Raw genomic sequence first — 14,663 nt, forward strand, 5'->3', positions numbered from 1 at the left:
TTGCGGTACTGCTCGTATCCTGAGCCTTGATCGGCGGCCATCGCCAAGGTTTGTTGTTTCATTGACATGTAACGTTTCACCCTCGGGTGGCGTGGACCTTAATCAGCATTGCCCTAACGTAATGTATGCCGAAAAACCTGCGGGATATTCTGGACGTTGCGGGATAAACTGGACATGAGATCCTCCTGGAAATGGTTTGCGGACTAGGTTTCAGAGCAATCTACTGTATTTAATTACATTTATAAAAACCTCATGAAACCCGGCACTGTCCCACTGCGCTCTGTCCGCCTAATGGATCAAGTTCGCGAGCGCATCCAGTATTTGCACTATAGCCTGAGCACCGTGAAAACCTACCTCTACTGGATACGTTTTTTCATCCGCTGGCAGGCAATTTATGGGCAAATGCGGCATCCGCGCGACATGGGGGCCACCGAGGATGAGGCGTTTTTGACGCACCTGGCGACTGATCGCAAGGTGTCTGCCTCAACGCACAACCAGGCTTTGAGTGCGCTGCTGTTTCTCTACCGCGAAGTGCGGAATGTTGAATTGCCGTGGCTTGACAACATCAACCGACCTGCAAGCAAGCGGCGCATTCCCAGTGTCTTGACCAAGGAGGAAGTTGCCAGCCGATTTATGTTTCTGTACGGTGAGTTGCTGCTGTTGGCTCGCCTGCTTTACGGCACCGGTAGTATGCGATTTGCAGCATCGTCAACGAAGGTTTCCAATGATGGAGCCGCATGAACCCAACGGAGCTGCCAATGGAGAAAAGTCTGTCTTGTGAATCGTTGATTTGACGACAACGTTTTTATTGAAGGTGAGCGAAATCACACACTGCCCCCCGGTAAGGCCGATGCTTTCTGTTCGATATGTCCATACCTCAATTTCTTCTGAAACTCTCATCGCTTGAGTAGGTGCACCCAATTGCATGGCTACGTCGCTTTTAATCATGGCGTTGAGCCGCGCCTCCAACTCTGATGGCGTTTTGAAACCGCCTGCGTTAGTTACACAGCCAGTAATTGATACAAGTACAAAACTACTTATTATTGACGCAATGGAAAATTTCATCTAATTTGCTCCCGGAATAGCTTGCCGAAAAATTGGTCAGCCCAGTCTATCCGCGAAGTTCGAGATAAGACCTCTCCGCTTCAGTAAGCAAATTGCAACGTGGGTCCCGCTGGCATGTCCCGACCAGGAGCTGACGTTAAGCTGCGGAGTACGACCAGCGCGAAAAGAATGGTTGCAGTTATTTCATAAATCCCCCAAATGGGGGATGGCAAGTTGAGGGCATTGATGTCAGCATCAAAGCGGGAATGCCCGCCGGGGCCGAGGTTGCAATATGGCCTTTGAAGCGGCTGAAGTTCATTCCACGGAATCGCGTGAAGTCCAGTTGTTGCATCAAGTTCGTTGAGCGCGACAAGGTGCCAAGCTTAGGCCTTAAAAATCGCGGATTAAGCTTTAATGCGGGACTCAAAATCATTTGCTTCCATGAATAGTTTCCAAATGACCGCCCCAAGACAGAAAGCAATTTTCACCTCTGGAAACAGGCGGGTTTCAAACACATCTGTGTTGAACAGATTTCCACGAACAATATGTCCACGCCAAAAATCCAATCCAATCGTCAGTTTTTTGACAAATCTAAAGTCATAGGTGTCAATTTAGTCGAGGTATTTTTTTTATATCAATCTCGAAATGAATGGGTAAATTGGAATGGAGACACGGACCGAATTCATCGTCCGGTCGGCGAACCCAGTTTTTCCATGGAGGAGGCTAAGGCCAAGGCTGAGTCTTCTCGAGCCCCAGGTAGCAAATTTGACATTCAAGATACGCTGGCGATTTCCATTAGATGCGACAAGGGCTATCTGCTGCTGTACGAATATTTCACTGATAAACCCTTCCGCATGTGGAGCCTCTCTATCGATGAGAGTTCAAATATGTCACGACTGAAGGACCTGATGGAAGGATTGCCAACTAGCAAATTTTTTGAACATCGAGTCTTCCTCGAAAAATCTTTACCGGCCATCCGAAAATTGGACCAGCAGAAGCAGTTTTTTAAGCGCAAAGCAAAAGCTGGCGGGCGCCTAAATGGTCTCGCGTGGACACTTACGCCTTACGCCTTGTCACTCAAGGAAGCGAGAAATGTAGTTTCAATCATCAAACACTCCGTGACTACATGCAATGCCGAAAAATGAATTGTGAGGAGCCACCGCCACCAGAGCTCGCTGAGAAAATGAGGCCACCTAGGACGCGGTCGAAATATCGTTGGAAGCCTCAGATTACGTGTTCACTTGCCTTCATAGGCATATTGCAATGTTAGAGACCAACCACGAACAGACATTCCAGCAATGTTCGGTATCGAACAAAGCGCGCCTGTACGTTAGATATAGACTTAATTGTCTGTTCTCCTTCCTCAAAGAAGCTGGCAAAAAAACGATGACCGCGTTTGAAGAAGATAGATTAGAAATATCAGAAATACCGAATACAAAAAGTCGGGGCAGCGCCGTCCAGCTGTGTATGCAATCTCAACGGTCCACTTGACAAGGAAACCACCATGACTAGCAAACAAAACCCACGTGACAAACAGGCCCCTCACACCGGCAAGGTCGAAAACGACACCAACAAGCTGGGTGAGCAAGAGCCCACACAGTTGAATCAGGGGCAGCGCACGCCGGACAGCCGTAGCGACCGCGAGGCGCACGTGGGCGGCAGCAATCAGTCGCAGTCGCGGCGCGGGCCGGTGGGCACCCCCAAGCGTTGATTCTCGGGCGATTGAAACTGTGAACAAGTTAAACCAAAGCCACCTGTTAAAAGCTGCCAATTTAGGTCGGCCTTATTGACTTGCCAACTCCCGGGTAAGTGCACCGGCTGGAATCTCCTTGCAACCGGAAACATTCTGGCCTGCCCACAGGGGTGAAAAGTCACCGCTGCCCTGACTTTCTGCTTTGGCCCGCAAAGGGACCGATGCCAAAGTTGCAAGCGGAAACTGGGGTGCTGCAGGATTCATCGGCCCCACTTCACTTATCAAACGATTCACAATTCCTCTTGCAGGCCTGCCCGTAAAGACATTGGTCAGGACCGTGTTTCTGGCGTCATCACTTTGCAGTGCAACCCGGTGGACTTTGCTCGTCAATGCTTCAGGGCAAAGCATGTATGCGGTTCCGATTTGCACCCCAGAAGCGCCCAAGGCCAGCGCCGCCCGCACACCACGCGCGTCAGCTATGCCGCCCGCCGCGATAACGGGAACCTTGACTGCACGGGCAATTTGCGGCAGCAGCGCAAAGGTGCCCACTTGCGTCCCCACATCGCTGGTGAGGAACATCCCGCGATGGCCTCCGGCTTCCAAACCTTGGGCAATGACGGCATCCACCCCGTGCGTCTCCAACCAAATAGCTTCTTCAACGGTCGTCGCCGAGGAAATTATCTTGGCGCCGGAACGTCGCACCAAACCGATGAGCTCGGGTGATGGAAAACCAAAATGAAAACTCACCACTGAAGGTCGATATTCACAGACCAACTCGGCCATTTCACGATTGAAGGGCGTTCGTGCCATGCCTGATGGTGCAACCGGCGGTTCAATCCCGAATTCAGAGTAGTAGTCCGCAAATTGGGTTTGCCATGCACTAAGGAGTTCCTCATTCGGAACAGGGGCCTCGTGGCAAAAAAAATTGAGATTGAATGGATGATCCGAGTGGGCCCGAATCGTTTCAAGTTCTGCTCTGAGCGTGCCCGAAGTCAGCATTGCACATGGCAGCGACCCCAATCCGCCTGCGTTCGAGACGGCAATCGTCAATGCACTGTTCTGAACGCCTGCCATGGGTGCTTGAATGATGGGCAGTTCAATTCCAAAAAGCTCTTGTATCGACATCGCAATAACCCCTTTGGTTGCCACACAGTAAGCGGATGCTCGACAGCCGATTCGGCGATTGACACTGTGTGCAGAAGTTCGATTATTAGCAATTCGCCGTCAGTTTCGGACGGTCCCACTGACAATTGTTCGTCGGTGTGGGCTGTTAAGTGCCAAACAGGCCTCTAGCCCAGGTGGAACGTGCGGTAGTAGCTATTAAATTAATAGTGACATACTTCCGAAATTTTCTGCAAAATTGAGGGCTTGAATCACACCCATACGCAAGAGGCACCCCGTGGATCTTTCTCAAAAATCAGACGCTGAAATCCTGTCGGTCGCCAATCCGATCATGGACAACCTGATGGACGCCTCAACCGCGATCGACTACGAGAAGCACATCCGTGACTTCTCCGCGCGACTTAAAAGCGTTTTGTCCAAGGAGCAATTGGTATGGATTTGCCGGGACTACCAGCGCACCAAAGGGTTCTTTGCGGAGCGGGAATTTGTCGCCGTTTTCCGTCGGCCAGACTCCGTCGCGGTGATCTGGAAGCAACGGTTCACCCAGCAGGCGGGCGACTTCGTGGCGGAGATGGTGCTGGTCCAGCAAAACGGAAAATACCTCGTTGACCATGTCATGGTCTTTTAGGCGCACGCCACGCCATGAGCGGGACGCGGTCCATGGAAGGCCCTACCCCAGCTGTGCCTGGCGTTTGACAATATCGTGGGTCAGCCGCACATGGGCTTCCAGCGCCAATGCGGCACGTGCTTCCTGGCGGTCGATGGCGGCTCGAAAGATGTCCTCGTGCTCCTTGTGCACATCGCGTCCGCTGGCATGGGCGGCGGTGAGCCGCCAGTTGATGTTGCGGTAGCGCTCGGCGTGGCGGTACAGGATTGACAGGAGGTACTTGCTCCAGGTCGAATCGAAGCCCGCAATCAGCGCTTCATGGAAGGCCTTGTTACGCCGCTCCCAGAGGTCGGAGCCGGATTCAGCCAGGTCGGTTTCGGTCTTGGCCAGCAAATCGTAACTGCGCACCAGCTCGGCTTCCCAGTGCGCGTCACCATGGCGAATCGACTGGCGCAGGGCTTCAGTCTCCAGCATGACACGGGTGTTGGTCACGTCTTCCAGATCAGCCAGCGAGATCGGGGCCACCCGGAAACCACGCTGACCTTCCGAGGTAACCAGCGCGTCGGACACCAGTAGTGACAAGGCCTCGCGCAAGGTGCCGGCGCCGACCTCGTACTGGTCCTTCAGGTGCTCGACGCGCAGCCGCTCGCCGGGTGCGAGTTTGCCGCACACCACGTCATGGCGCAGGCTTAGGTAGGCGCGCTCGACCAGCGTGCGCGGCGCGGCGCTGGCAGTTTCGGAGCGGGTGGGGGTGAGGTTTTTCAGATGCGTCATGGCAACGTTCTCAGGGGATGTTCGGAATCAGGGGATGGCGTGTCCGTCACGCCCGCGTTGCGGCGTTTTTGCCGGTAGGCCAGTTGCGGGCGGGTCAGGCCCAGCAGGCGGGCCGCCTCCGACAGGTTACCGCGTGCGCGGGCCACGGCATGGTCCAGCACACGCGCCTCGATGTCCTCCAGCGAGCTGCCGCTGGCCAGAATGCGGGCACTCAGGTCGTCCTCCTGCGCGCTGGGCAACCTGGCCAGCTGGCCCCGCGCGTCCAGGCCCGTCTGCACCGCTTCAGGCTGGTTGGGAAACAGGTGCTCCACTTCGACCATGCCACCCTGGCTGGCCAGGATGACGCCACGTTCCACCAGGTTCTCCAGTTCGCGCACGTTGCCGGGCCAGTCGTGTTGCTGCAGTGCCTGGAGCGCGCGCTCTGCGAAGCCCGTGATGCGTTTGCTGTGCAGGGCGCAAAAACGCGCGAGCATGCTTTGGGCCAGGGGCTCGATGTCGGTCTGGCGCTCGCGCAGCGGGGGAATGCAAATGGGATAGACATTGAGGCGGTACATCAAGTCACGCCGGAAACGCCCGGCCTGCACGGCCTGTTCCAGGTCCACATTGGTGGCGGCCACCAGCCGCACATTGACTTTGCGCGTGGTCTCGCCGCCCACGCGTTCGATTTCACCTTCTTGCAGGACACGCAGCAACTTGGCCTGGGCCGCCATGGGCAGTTCACCCACTTCATCGAGCAACAGGGTGCCGCCATCGGCCCGCTCAAAGCGACCGGCGCGCGCCGCATGGGCGCCGGTGTAGGCGCCTTTCTCCACGCCAAACAGTTCGGCCTCAATCAGTTCGGCAGGCAAGGCGGCGCAATTCACGGCCACAAACGGCGCGTCGGCCCGGTTGGAGAGTTCATGCAGCGCACGCGCAAAGCGCTCCTTGCCGACGCCGGTTTCACCGGTCAACAACACCGTGACCTGGGTCTGCGCCACCTTTTGCATCAGTGTGTAGGCCTTGCGAAAGGCGGTGGAGGCGCCAATCAGTTGGCCGCCCTGGCTGGCGGGCTCCAGCGTCGACTTCAGGGCTTCCACCTGCGATTGAAGGGCCTCCATCTTTTCCATCAGTGAGTCGTCGGTGAAATAGACGCGATGCGCCTCGCCATCGGGCCATTCTTCGATGGGCCGTCCGACGATGACGCAGTGGCCAGCCCCGCAGGCGGCGCAGAGGGTCTCCTTGAACAGGATCAGCCGCCCCATGAAGGCGCTGGTGTAGCCGCTGGCATAGCCCAGCAATGTCCAGCAGGCCGGGTCGTCGACCAGGCCGAACTTCTGCCGGTGCGCGTAGGCCTCCCAGGAATGGTCCCAGCGGAACTCGCCGTAAAACTGGCCCGCCGGGATGTCGAAGGTGAGCTTGACCGGCGTGACACGCGCCGCACCTTCGAGCATGTGCAGTTGCGGGCCCACCATGAAACTGTCTTGCAAGGCATCGCCGGGCCGTGTCTTTTTGGCGTACTCGGCGTCGCACAGACCCGAGGCGTAGCCCATGCGGGTCAGGATGCGCCGGGCATGCTCGGGGCCGACCGAGCTCATCAGATCCTGGCGCAACGCGGCCAAGGCCACGGTGTGCATCAGCACCATGCGCCGGTCGCCCAGCCAGATGGCGCCGCTGTCGGGCTCGAAGCGCAACAGGCGACGCAAGTCGCTGTCCGGGGGGTATTTGAAGTTCATGAGCACATCATCTCGTGGTTAGGCGGCTTTGCCATATTCTCGATATTTTAAAACTGGCTGCGATGATAGGAGGAATCTCAAAGTTTCGACTTTAATTTCATCATTTGGTCAAATTAAAGGGGTTTTATTGCTTCAAATGGACAATTGTTGCAGTGCCGCAAAAGAATAGAACTTCCTGGCCACTTGATTCGTGCCAAAAATCAGGCCTGAAAATGACGAGATCAGGCTTCCAGCCTAGGGGTTTTCCCTAAAAATCTCGAGAATTTAGTCATTTCAACGAGCCGTGGCAAGCAACTTGCAAAGACAGAGCAGTTATGCCCGCCAATTCATGCCCCATGTCCTCAACCGCTGCCTTTCAGGATGCTTCAAATGACCAAGTCGGTGCCACCCACTGTCGAGATCCCCGCTTGCGATCTCACCCGCAAGTTTGTCCGGATCAAGGAAACACGTCCGGACGGACTGGTCTCTTTTGAGTTCTCGATTGGCTGGCCCGAGTTGTCGGTTGATTTGATGTTGCCCCAGGCTGCCTTTGACGAGTTCTGTGTCCAGCAGCAAGTGCAACCCCTGAGCGATTGAGTCCCAGCGCAGTTTCTTTTCCAAAAAGGATAGTTCATATGTCAGTAGATCTCCACACCCGTGAAATCAAGCCCTTGCGCAACACCTTTGCGCATACGGCGAAATACGTGGGCAACGACAAGCCGGCGTCGCGCTACCAGGAAGCCACCCTCGGCACGCAGCCCTCGGCCAACTTTCATTACCGGCCGACCTGGGACCCCGAGCATGAAATATTCGACGCCTCCCGTTCGGCGGTCAAGCTGGCCGACTGGAACGTGCTGCGTGATCCCCGCCAGTACTACTACGCCACCTGGACCATGGCGCGTGCGCGCCAGCAGGATGCCATCGAGGCGAGTTATGAGTTCGTGGAGTCACGTGGGCTGGTGGCCAAGATGCCCGATGCCGTTCGTGCCAAGGCCTGCGAGGTCCTGATGCCGCTGCGCCACGTGGCATGGGGCGGCAATATGAACAACAGTTCGATTGGCGCTTACGGCTACGGCACACCGTTCACGGCGCCGGCCATGTTCCACGCCATGGATCACCTGGGCGCCGCGCAATTCATCACCCGTCTGGGCCTGGCGCTTGACGAGCCGGGTGTGCTGCAGGCGGGCAAGAACGATTGGCTGAAGGAGGCGCGCTGGCAAGCACTGCGCCACTACGTTGAGGATACGTTGGTGCTGTCGGACCCCTTCGAGCTGTTTGTTGCGCAAAACTTCGCCCTCGACGGTCAGCTCTACCCGTTGATCTACGGCAGTTTTGTCGACGATCACATCGTGCCCCAGGGCGGTACGGCAATCGCCATGCTCACCGCCTTCATGCCCGAGTGGCACGACGAAAGCGCGCGCTGGATCGACGCGGTGCTCAAGACGGCAGCGGCGGAATCCGGTGACAACCAGCAACTGATTTCGGGCTGGGCCAAGTCCTGGGCTGATCGGGCTCAGGCGGCCCTCGCACCCGTGGCCGAACTCGCGCTGGGTGCGGCAGGTCAGCAGGCACTGCAGGCGGCACGCGACGGTCTCGACCTGCGCAGCAAGAAAACCGGCCTCGCGGTCTGAGCGACACCGCCATTCCATCAGAAAGAAAAGGAGACCCCGCATGTCCAACGTATTCATTGCTTTTCAGGATAACGAAGATTCGCGTCCCATCATCGACGCGATCCTGGCCGACAACGCTAACGCGCAGGCCACTTACCCAACCGGGTTGGTGAAGATCGATGCCCCTGGCAGCCTGGTGATCCGTCGCCAGACCATCGAAGAACTGATTGGACGGTCTTTCAATCTGCAGCAGATTCACGTGAACCTCGTCACGTTGTCGGGCCATATCGACGAAGACGATGACCAGCTCTCGCTGAGCTGGACGCACTGATACCGAACCACACAAGGAGACAACATGGACACCCGTGTCAACAAGAAAAAGCTGGGTCTGAAGGACCGCTACGCCGCCATGACCCGCGACCTCGCCTGGGACACCACCTACCAGCCGATGGACAAGGTCTTTCCGTATGACAAATACGAGGGCATCAAGATCCACGACTGGGACAAGTGGGAAGACCCGTTCCGTCTGACGATGGACGCCTACTGGAAGTACCAGGGCGAAAAAGAGAAAAAGCTCTACGCGGTGATCGAAGCCTTCGCCCAGAACAATGGCCAGCTCGGCGTGACCGATGCGCGCTACATCAATGCACTCAAACTCTTTCTGACAGGGGTGACGCCGCTGGAGTACTACGCGTACCGGGGCTTCGCCCATGCCGGGCGCCAGTTCACCGGGGCCGGAGCGCGCGTGGCCTGCCAGATGCAGTCGATCGACGAACTGCGCCACTACCAGACCGAAACGCATGCCCTGAGCCACTACAACAAGTACTTCAATGGCCTGCACAGCCCGCAACACATGTTTGACCGCGTGTGGTATCTGTCGGTGCCGAAATCGTTCTTTGAAGATGCGTACACCGGGGGGCCGTTCGAGTTTCTTACGGCCGTCAGTTTCTCGTTTGAGTACGTGTTGACCAACCTGCTGTTTGTACCTTTCATGTCGGGCGCTGCGCACAACGGCGACATGTCCACGGTGACATTCGGTTTCAGCGCACAGTCTGATGAATCGCGTCATATGACGCTGGGCATCGAGTGCATCAAGTTCATGCTGGAGCAGGACCCCGACAACGTGCCGATCGTGCAGGGCTGGATCGACAAATGGTTCTGGCGCGGCTACCGCCTGCTGAGCATCGTGGCCATGATGCAGGACTACATGCTGCCCAAGCGGGTGATGAGCTGGCGTGAGAGCTGGGAAATGTACGTCGAGGAAAACGGCGAGGCACTCTTCAAGGACCTGGCCCGCTATGGCATCCGCAAACCCAAGGGTTGGATACAGGCTTGCGAAGGCAAGGACCACATCAGCCATCAGACCTTCGCGGTGTTTTACAACTACAACGCTGCAGCGGCCTTGCATACCTGGATTCCCAAAGAGGAAGAAATGGCCTGGCTGTCGGAGAAGTATCCCGAGACCTTTGACCAGCTTTACAAGCCACGTTGGGACTACTGGCGCGAGCAGGCCGACAAAGGCAACCGCTTCTACCAGAAGACCTTGCCGATGCTCTGTCAGACCTGCCAGATTCCCATGATCTTCACCGAGCCGGGCGATGCCACCAAGATCGCCTACCGGGAGTCTGACTACCTGGGCAACAAGTACCACTGCTGCAGTGACCACTGCAAAGAGATTTTTGACAACGAGCCGGAGAAGTATGTGCAGGCCTGGCTGCCGCCACAGCAGATCTACCAGGGCAACTGCTTCAAGCCCGATGTCGATCCGACCAAGGAAGGCTTTGACCCGCTGTTGGCCGTGCTGGACTACTACAACATGAACGTCGGCCGCGACAACTTCGACTTTGACGGCTCGGAAGACCAGAAAAACTTTGCCGCCTGGCGCGGCGAATCCGTAGAAGGAGCACAAAAATGAGCGTCGTCGCCCTCAAACCCTACAGCTTTCCCGCCAAGGACGTGCTTGAGAACTTCCCCGCACCGCTGTTGTTCATCGGCTGGGAAGACCATCTGATGTTCGGCGCGCCGATTGCCTTGCCCCTGCCACCGGACACGCCTTTTGGTGCTCTGGGCACCGCGGTGCTGCCCGGCACTTATGGCTACCACCCTGACTTTGTCAGGATCGACTGGGACAAGGTTGAGTGGTTGAAGTCGGGCCAACCCTGGAAGCCCGATCCGGCCAAGTCGCTGGCGGAAAACGGCTTGAAGCACAAGGACGTCATTCGCTTTCGCACACCCGGACTCTCGGGTCTCAACGGCTCCTGCAATTAAGCGTCAACGAACAGACCATGAGTTATCAACTGACCATTGAGCCGCTGGGCGCGACCATCGAGGTAGAGGAAGGCCAGACGCTGCTGGACGCAGCGCTGCGCCAGGGCATCTACATTCCGCACGCCTGCGGCCACGGCCTGTGTGGTACTTGCAAGGTTCAGGTCTGTGAGGGCGAGGTGGACCATGGTCATGCCAACCCGTTCGCACTGATGGACTTCGAGCGTGATGCCGGCAAGACGCTGGCCTGCTGTGCCACGCTGCAAAGCGATGGCACCATTGAGGCTGACATTGATGAAGACCCGGATGCGCAAATGATCCCGGTGCGCGACTTCTTCACCACGGTGTCGCGCATCGAGCAACTGACGCCCACCATCAAGGGCCTCTTTCTCAAGCTCGACCAGCCGATGCATTTTCAGGCGGGCCAGTACGTGCAGGTGGTGATTCCCGGCATCGAAGGCGGCCGGGCGTTTTCCATTGCCAACTCACCCGCGCACGTGCAAGCTACCGGTGAGATCGAATTGAACGTTCGCATCGTTGCCGGCGGTGCGGGCACCACCTGGCTGCACCAGAACCTCGCCGTGGGCAACCGGCTGCAGATCTCCGGACCCTATGGCCGCTTTTTTGTGCGCAAGTCCACCCAGGTGCCGACGATCTTCATGGCGGGCGGATCGGGTCTGTCGAGTCCCCGCGCCATGATCCATGACCTGCTGGAGGATGAGAGCCGGCAACCCATGACCCTGCTGTACGGGCAACGCACCCGTGAAGAGCTGTACTACGACGATGAGTTTCGTGCGCTTGCCGCCCAGTACCCGAATTTCACCTATGTGCCGACCCTGTCAGGTGAACCCGAAGGTTCCGATTGGGCGGGTGCGCGCGGTTTTGTGCATGACGTGGCCAAGGCCCATTTTGGCGGAACGTTCGCGGGTCATCAGGCTTATCTGTGTGGGCCGCCCGTGATGATCGAGGCCTGCATCGCCACCCTGATGCAGGGGCGCTTGTACGAGCGCGACATTTACACCGAGAAATTCCTCTCGGCGGCCGATACCGGCCAGCAGCGCAGTCCGCTGTTCAAGCGGGTTTGAAGGGTCATCACCATGTTCTTCGACACCCGTCCCAAGGTCAACGTGCATGTCATGCAAACCGATGAAATATTTCCCTGTGCCACCGACGAGAGTCTGTTGCAAGGCATGTTGCGCCTGGGCCGCAAGGGCATCCCGGTGGGCTGCGTCAACGGCGGTTGTGGCGTCTGCAAGGTCCATGTTCTCGAGGGTCAGTGCCGACCGCTCGGTCCCATCAGTCGCGCGCACGTCAGTGCCGCGGAGGAGGAACTTGGCTTCACGCTGGCCTGCCGTGTCGCACCCGTCACCCCCGTCCGGCTGGAGGTGGCAGGCAAATTTGAAAAGCCGTTCAAGAAAGGGTTGACCGCGTCGGTCAACCCCTGATTATTTCAACAACGAGGAGACCACAATGGGTATTTTGCGTATCGGCCACGTCAGCCTGCGGGTGATGGACATGGCTGCAGCTCTCAAGCACTATGAAAACGTGCTGGGCATGAAGAAGACGATGGAGGACAAGCACGGCAACGTGTACCTCAAGTGCTGGGACGAGTGGGACAAGTACTCCCTGGTGCTGACCCCGTCGGACCAGGCGGGCATGAACCACGTGGCCTACAAGGTCGAGAAGGACGCGGATCTGGACGAACTGCAAAAGAAGATCGACGCCTACGGCATCCCCACCACGATGCTGCCAGAAGGTACGCTGCCTTCGACGGGTCGCATGCTGCAGTTCAACCTGCCCAGCGGCCACGAAATGCGGCTGTATGCGATGAAGGAATATGTCGGTACCGAGGTCGGCTCCACCAACCCCGATCCCTGGCCCGACAACATCAAGGGCGCAGGTGCGCACTGGCTGGACCACTGTTTGCTGATGTGCGAACTCAACCCTGAAACCGGTGTGAACAAGGTCGCAGAGAACACCAAATTCGTGATGGAGGTGCTCGACTTCTTCCTGACCGAGCAGGTCCTGGTGGGCCCCGGTGGCTCCATGCAGGCCGCCACCTGGCTGGCACGCACCACCACGCCGCACGACATCGCCTTTGTCGGCGGGCCGCGCATGGGACTGCACCATATTGCGTACTTCCTGGACTCGTGGCACGACATCTTGAAGTCTGCCGACGTGATGGCCAAGACCAAGACCCGGATCGATGTGGCACCCACGCGCCACGGCATCACCCGCGGCGAGACGATTTATTTCTTTGATCCAAGTGGCAACCGCAACGAGACCTTCGCGGGCCTGGGCTACCTGGCCCAGCGCGACCGGCCGGTGACCACCTGGACGGAAGACCAGATGGGCAGCGGCATTTTTTACCACACGGGTGAGATGGTGCCGTCGTTCACCGAGGTGTACACCTGAGCGATTGAATTACGGGCCTCTCGCGCACACGACCACGTTGGTGCGGTGGAGGCCCTGGTCTTGCTTCATCCATTTTTGAAACGAATAACAAGTCATGAAAAAAATCATTTTTGCCGCGGCTGCCTTGGCCGCCACCCTGAATGTGCACGCCGGCGGTCACTATGTGCCCGGTGTCGAAGGCATCCAGGGTGCCAGCGTGCCACCCCCCGGAAACTACTACCTGGGTTATCTGGTGGACTACAACATTGAACAGTTCAAGGCGCCGGGCACCAGCACCGATTTGCCTGGCCACAACACGGGCACCGTGGTCGCGCTGGCCAACCGTTTTGTCTGGATTTCAAACCATAAATTCCTGGGCGCAGATTTCGGCATGGAGGCAATTGTTCCCGTGATCGGCACGTCCTTGACGATCAATGCGGCGTCCATTTCGGAAAGCCAGACGGGCGTTGGCGACGTCTACCTCGGCCCGGTGGTGCTGGGCTGGCATGGCTCAAACTGGGACGCGGTGGCCGCGGCCGGTCTCTGGCTCGATAACGCGTCGAGCTCGACGCCCGCAGCACCGGGCAAAGGCTTCAAGTCGACGATGTTGACGGCCGGTGCCACCTACTACTTCGACGCCAGCAAGACCATCTCCGGTTCCGCCCTGATGCGTTTCGAGACCAACTCGGAAAAGTCAGGCGGCTTCAAGCCGGGCAATCAGGTCACGCTGGAGTGGGGCATTGCCAAGATGCTGCAGACCGTTCAGGTCGGTGTGGTGGGCTACGACCAGGTGCAGGTCACCAACGACAGCGGTACCGGGGCCTCCACCCACAAGTCGTCGCGCCATGCCATCGGTGCCGAGGTCGTGATGCCCATCATGAGCGCCGGCGTGTTCCTCAAGGCTGCGGCCTACAAGGAATACCGCTCCGACGCTGGCACGGGTGCCGAGCCCAGTGGCAACTTGTTGCGTGTCACCTTCGTCAAGGCATTTTGAGCATGACACCGGAAGCGACCACACCCGCTGCCAGCGTTTTGCTGCACACCATTGACTGGCCCGCGGCGCATCGGGCCGTGGGGGCGGCGGTGCAGGCCGCTCAGGCCATGGGCGTGCGTATCAATGTGGCCGTGGTGGACGCTTCCGGTGTGCTGGCGGCTTTCCTGCGCATGCCGGGTGCGCCGCTGCATTCAGTGGACATTGCCATGGACAAGGCCTACACCGCCGCCAGCTTTGGCCTGGCGACGAGCCAGTGGCAAGAAGCACTGCAGCAGCATTCCGCCGCCGTGCGTGACGGCCTTGTGCGCCGGCCGCGTTTTGTCGCCTTTGGCGGCGGCCTGCCGCTGATGGAGAACGGCCAGCGCATTGGCGGCATCGGCGTCTCCGGTGGCTCGGAGCAGCAGGATGAAGCCTGCGCGCGCGCCGGGCTGGCCGCCCTCGGATTGAGCCACTAACAACGCACGACACA

General features: G+C 58.0%; 18 protein-coding genes. 14 read left to right on the forward strand and 4 right to left on the reverse strand.

Annotated elements, in window-relative coordinates; all coding sequences use genetic code 11:
- Nucleotides 1–252: 252 nt before the first annotated feature.
- A complete protein-coding gene (locus AC097N_RS18970) occupies nt 253–741 on the forward strand; it encodes a phage integrase N-terminal SAM-like domain-containing protein (protein WP_479583630.1) in 489 nt (162 codons plus the stop codon).
- On the opposite strand, the gene AC097N_RS18975 is transcribed toward AC097N_RS18970, so the two are convergent.
- Nucleotides 709–1,065 carry a hypothetical protein gene (locus AC097N_RS18975; RefSeq protein WP_479583631.1) on the reverse strand — a complete coding sequence of 119 codons (357 nt, stop codon included), beginning with the start codon at nt 1,063–1,065 and terminating at the stop codon, nt 709–711. The two genes, AC097N_RS18970 and AC097N_RS18975, sit on opposite strands and share 33 nt — an antisense overlap.
- A gap of 524 nt (nt 1,066–1,589) precedes the next feature.
- Here AC097N_RS18975 and AC097N_RS18980 point away from each other — a divergent pair.
- Both AC097N_RS18980 and AC097N_RS18985 read left to right on the forward strand, forming a co-directional pair.
- Nucleotides 1,590–2,189: a hypothetical protein gene (locus AC097N_RS18980; RefSeq protein WP_479583632.1), complete on the forward strand. Its 600-nt coding sequence runs from the start codon at nt 1,590–1,592 to the stop codon at nt 2,187–2,189.
- Between the two features lie 359 nt (nt 2,190–2,548).
- The gene (locus AC097N_RS18985; protein WP_479583633.1) at nt 2,549–2,755 is read left to right on the forward strand and encodes a hypothetical protein; all 207 of its coding nucleotides are present in this window, start codon (nt 2,549–2,551) and stop codon (nt 2,753–2,755) included.
- A 72-nt stretch (nt 2,756–2,827) separates the two neighbouring features.
- On the opposite strand, the gene AC097N_RS18990 is transcribed toward AC097N_RS18985, so the two are convergent.
- Entirely contained in the window at nt 2,828–3,862 is a 1,035-nt protein-coding gene (locus AC097N_RS18990; RefSeq protein ID WP_479583634.1) for an NAD(P)H-dependent flavin oxidoreductase, read from the reverse strand.
- Nucleotides 3,863–4,136: 274 nt separating this feature from the next.
- Between AC097N_RS18990 and AC097N_RS18995 the strand changes: the two genes are divergently transcribed.
- Nucleotides 4,137–4,487, forward strand: coding sequence for a hypothetical protein (locus AC097N_RS18995; RefSeq protein ID WP_479583635.1), 351 nt, complete (start codon nt 4,137–4,139; stop codon nt 4,485–4,487).
- A gap of 42 nt (nt 4,488–4,529) precedes the next feature.
- Here the strand turns inward: AC097N_RS18995 and AC097N_RS19000 are convergent, their stop codons facing one another.
- Nucleotides 4,530–5,240, reverse strand: a complete 711-nt coding sequence (locus tag AC097N_RS19000; RefSeq protein ID WP_479583636.1) for a GntR family transcriptional regulator — start codon at nt 5,238–5,240, stop codon at nt 4,530–4,532.
- Nucleotides 5,237–6,952: a sigma 54-interacting transcriptional regulator gene (locus AC097N_RS19005; RefSeq protein WP_479583637.1), complete on the reverse strand. Its 1,716-nt coding sequence runs from the start codon at nt 6,950–6,952 to the stop codon at nt 5,237–5,239. Before AC097N_RS19005 ends, AC097N_RS19000 begins: the two co-directional genes overlap by 4 nt.
- A 369-nt stretch (nt 6,953–7,321) precedes the next feature.
- On the opposite strand from AC097N_RS19005, the gene AC097N_RS19010 reads away from it, so the two are divergent.
- The 10 genes from AC097N_RS19010 to AC097N_RS19055 all read left to right on the forward strand — a co-directional run bounded on the left by AC097N_RS19010 (nt 7,322) and on the right by AC097N_RS19055 (nt 14,649).
- Entirely contained in the window at nt 7,322–7,528 is a 207-nt protein-coding gene (locus tag AC097N_RS19010; protein WP_479583638.1) for a phenol hydroxylase subunit, read from the forward strand.
- 38 nt (nt 7,529–7,566) lie between these two features.
- The gene (locus AC097N_RS19015) at nt 7,567–8,562 is read left to right on the forward strand and encodes a ferritin family protein (RefSeq protein ID WP_479583639.1); all 996 of its coding nucleotides are present in this window, start codon (nt 7,567–7,569) and stop codon (nt 8,560–8,562) included.
- 40 nt (nt 8,563–8,602) lie between these two features.
- Nucleotides 8,603–8,872 carry an MmoB/DmpM family protein gene (locus tag AC097N_RS19020; RefSeq protein WP_479583640.1) on the forward strand — a complete coding sequence of 90 codons (270 nt, stop codon included), beginning with the start codon at nt 8,603–8,605 and terminating at the stop codon, nt 8,870–8,872.
- 24 nt (nt 8,873–8,896) lie between these two features.
- Nucleotides 8,897–10,456, forward strand: a complete 1,560-nt coding sequence (locus tag AC097N_RS19025) for an aromatic/alkene/methane monooxygenase hydroxylase/oxygenase subunit alpha (protein ID WP_479583641.1) — start codon at nt 8,897–8,899, stop codon at nt 10,454–10,456.
- Nucleotides 10,453–10,809 carry a phenol hydroxylase subunit P4 gene (locus AC097N_RS19030; RefSeq protein ID WP_479583642.1) on the forward strand — a complete coding sequence of 119 codons (357 nt, stop codon included), beginning with the start codon at nt 10,453–10,455 and terminating at the stop codon, nt 10,807–10,809. Before AC097N_RS19025 ends, AC097N_RS19030 begins: the two co-directional genes overlap by 4 nt.
- A gap of 17 nt (nt 10,810–10,826) precedes the next feature.
- Nucleotides 10,827–11,891 (forward strand): 2Fe-2S iron-sulfur cluster-binding protein, encoded by a 1,065-nt coding sequence (locus AC097N_RS19035; protein WP_479583643.1) that lies wholly within the window; start codon nt 10,827–10,829, stop codon nt 11,889–11,891.
- Between the two features lie 12 nt (nt 11,892–11,903).
- The gene (locus tag AC097N_RS19040; RefSeq protein ID WP_479583644.1) at nt 11,904–12,251 is read left to right on the forward strand and encodes a 2Fe-2S iron-sulfur cluster binding domain-containing protein; all 348 of its coding nucleotides are present in this window, start codon (nt 11,904–11,906) and stop codon (nt 12,249–12,251) included.
- Nucleotides 12,252–12,276: 25 nt separating this feature from the next.
- Nucleotides 12,277–13,221, forward strand: a complete 945-nt coding sequence (locus AC097N_RS19045) for a catechol 2,3-dioxygenase (RefSeq protein ID WP_479583645.1) — start codon at nt 12,277–12,279, stop codon at nt 13,219–13,221.
- Between the two features lie 94 nt (nt 13,222–13,315).
- On the forward strand, nt 13,316–14,194 hold the full coding sequence (locus AC097N_RS19050) for a SphA family protein (RefSeq protein WP_479583646.1): 879 nt from the start codon (nt 13,316–13,318) through the stop codon (nt 14,192–14,194).
- Between the two features lie 2 nt (nt 14,195–14,196).
- Complete coding sequence (locus AC097N_RS19055; RefSeq protein ID WP_479583647.1) at nt 14,197–14,649, forward strand: GlcG/HbpS family heme-binding protein; 453 nt, start codon at nt 14,197–14,199, stop codon at nt 14,647–14,649.
- Nucleotides 14,650–14,663 lie beyond the last annotated feature (14 nt).

This window comes from Rhodoferax sp. LS1R11, assembly GCF_056521395.1.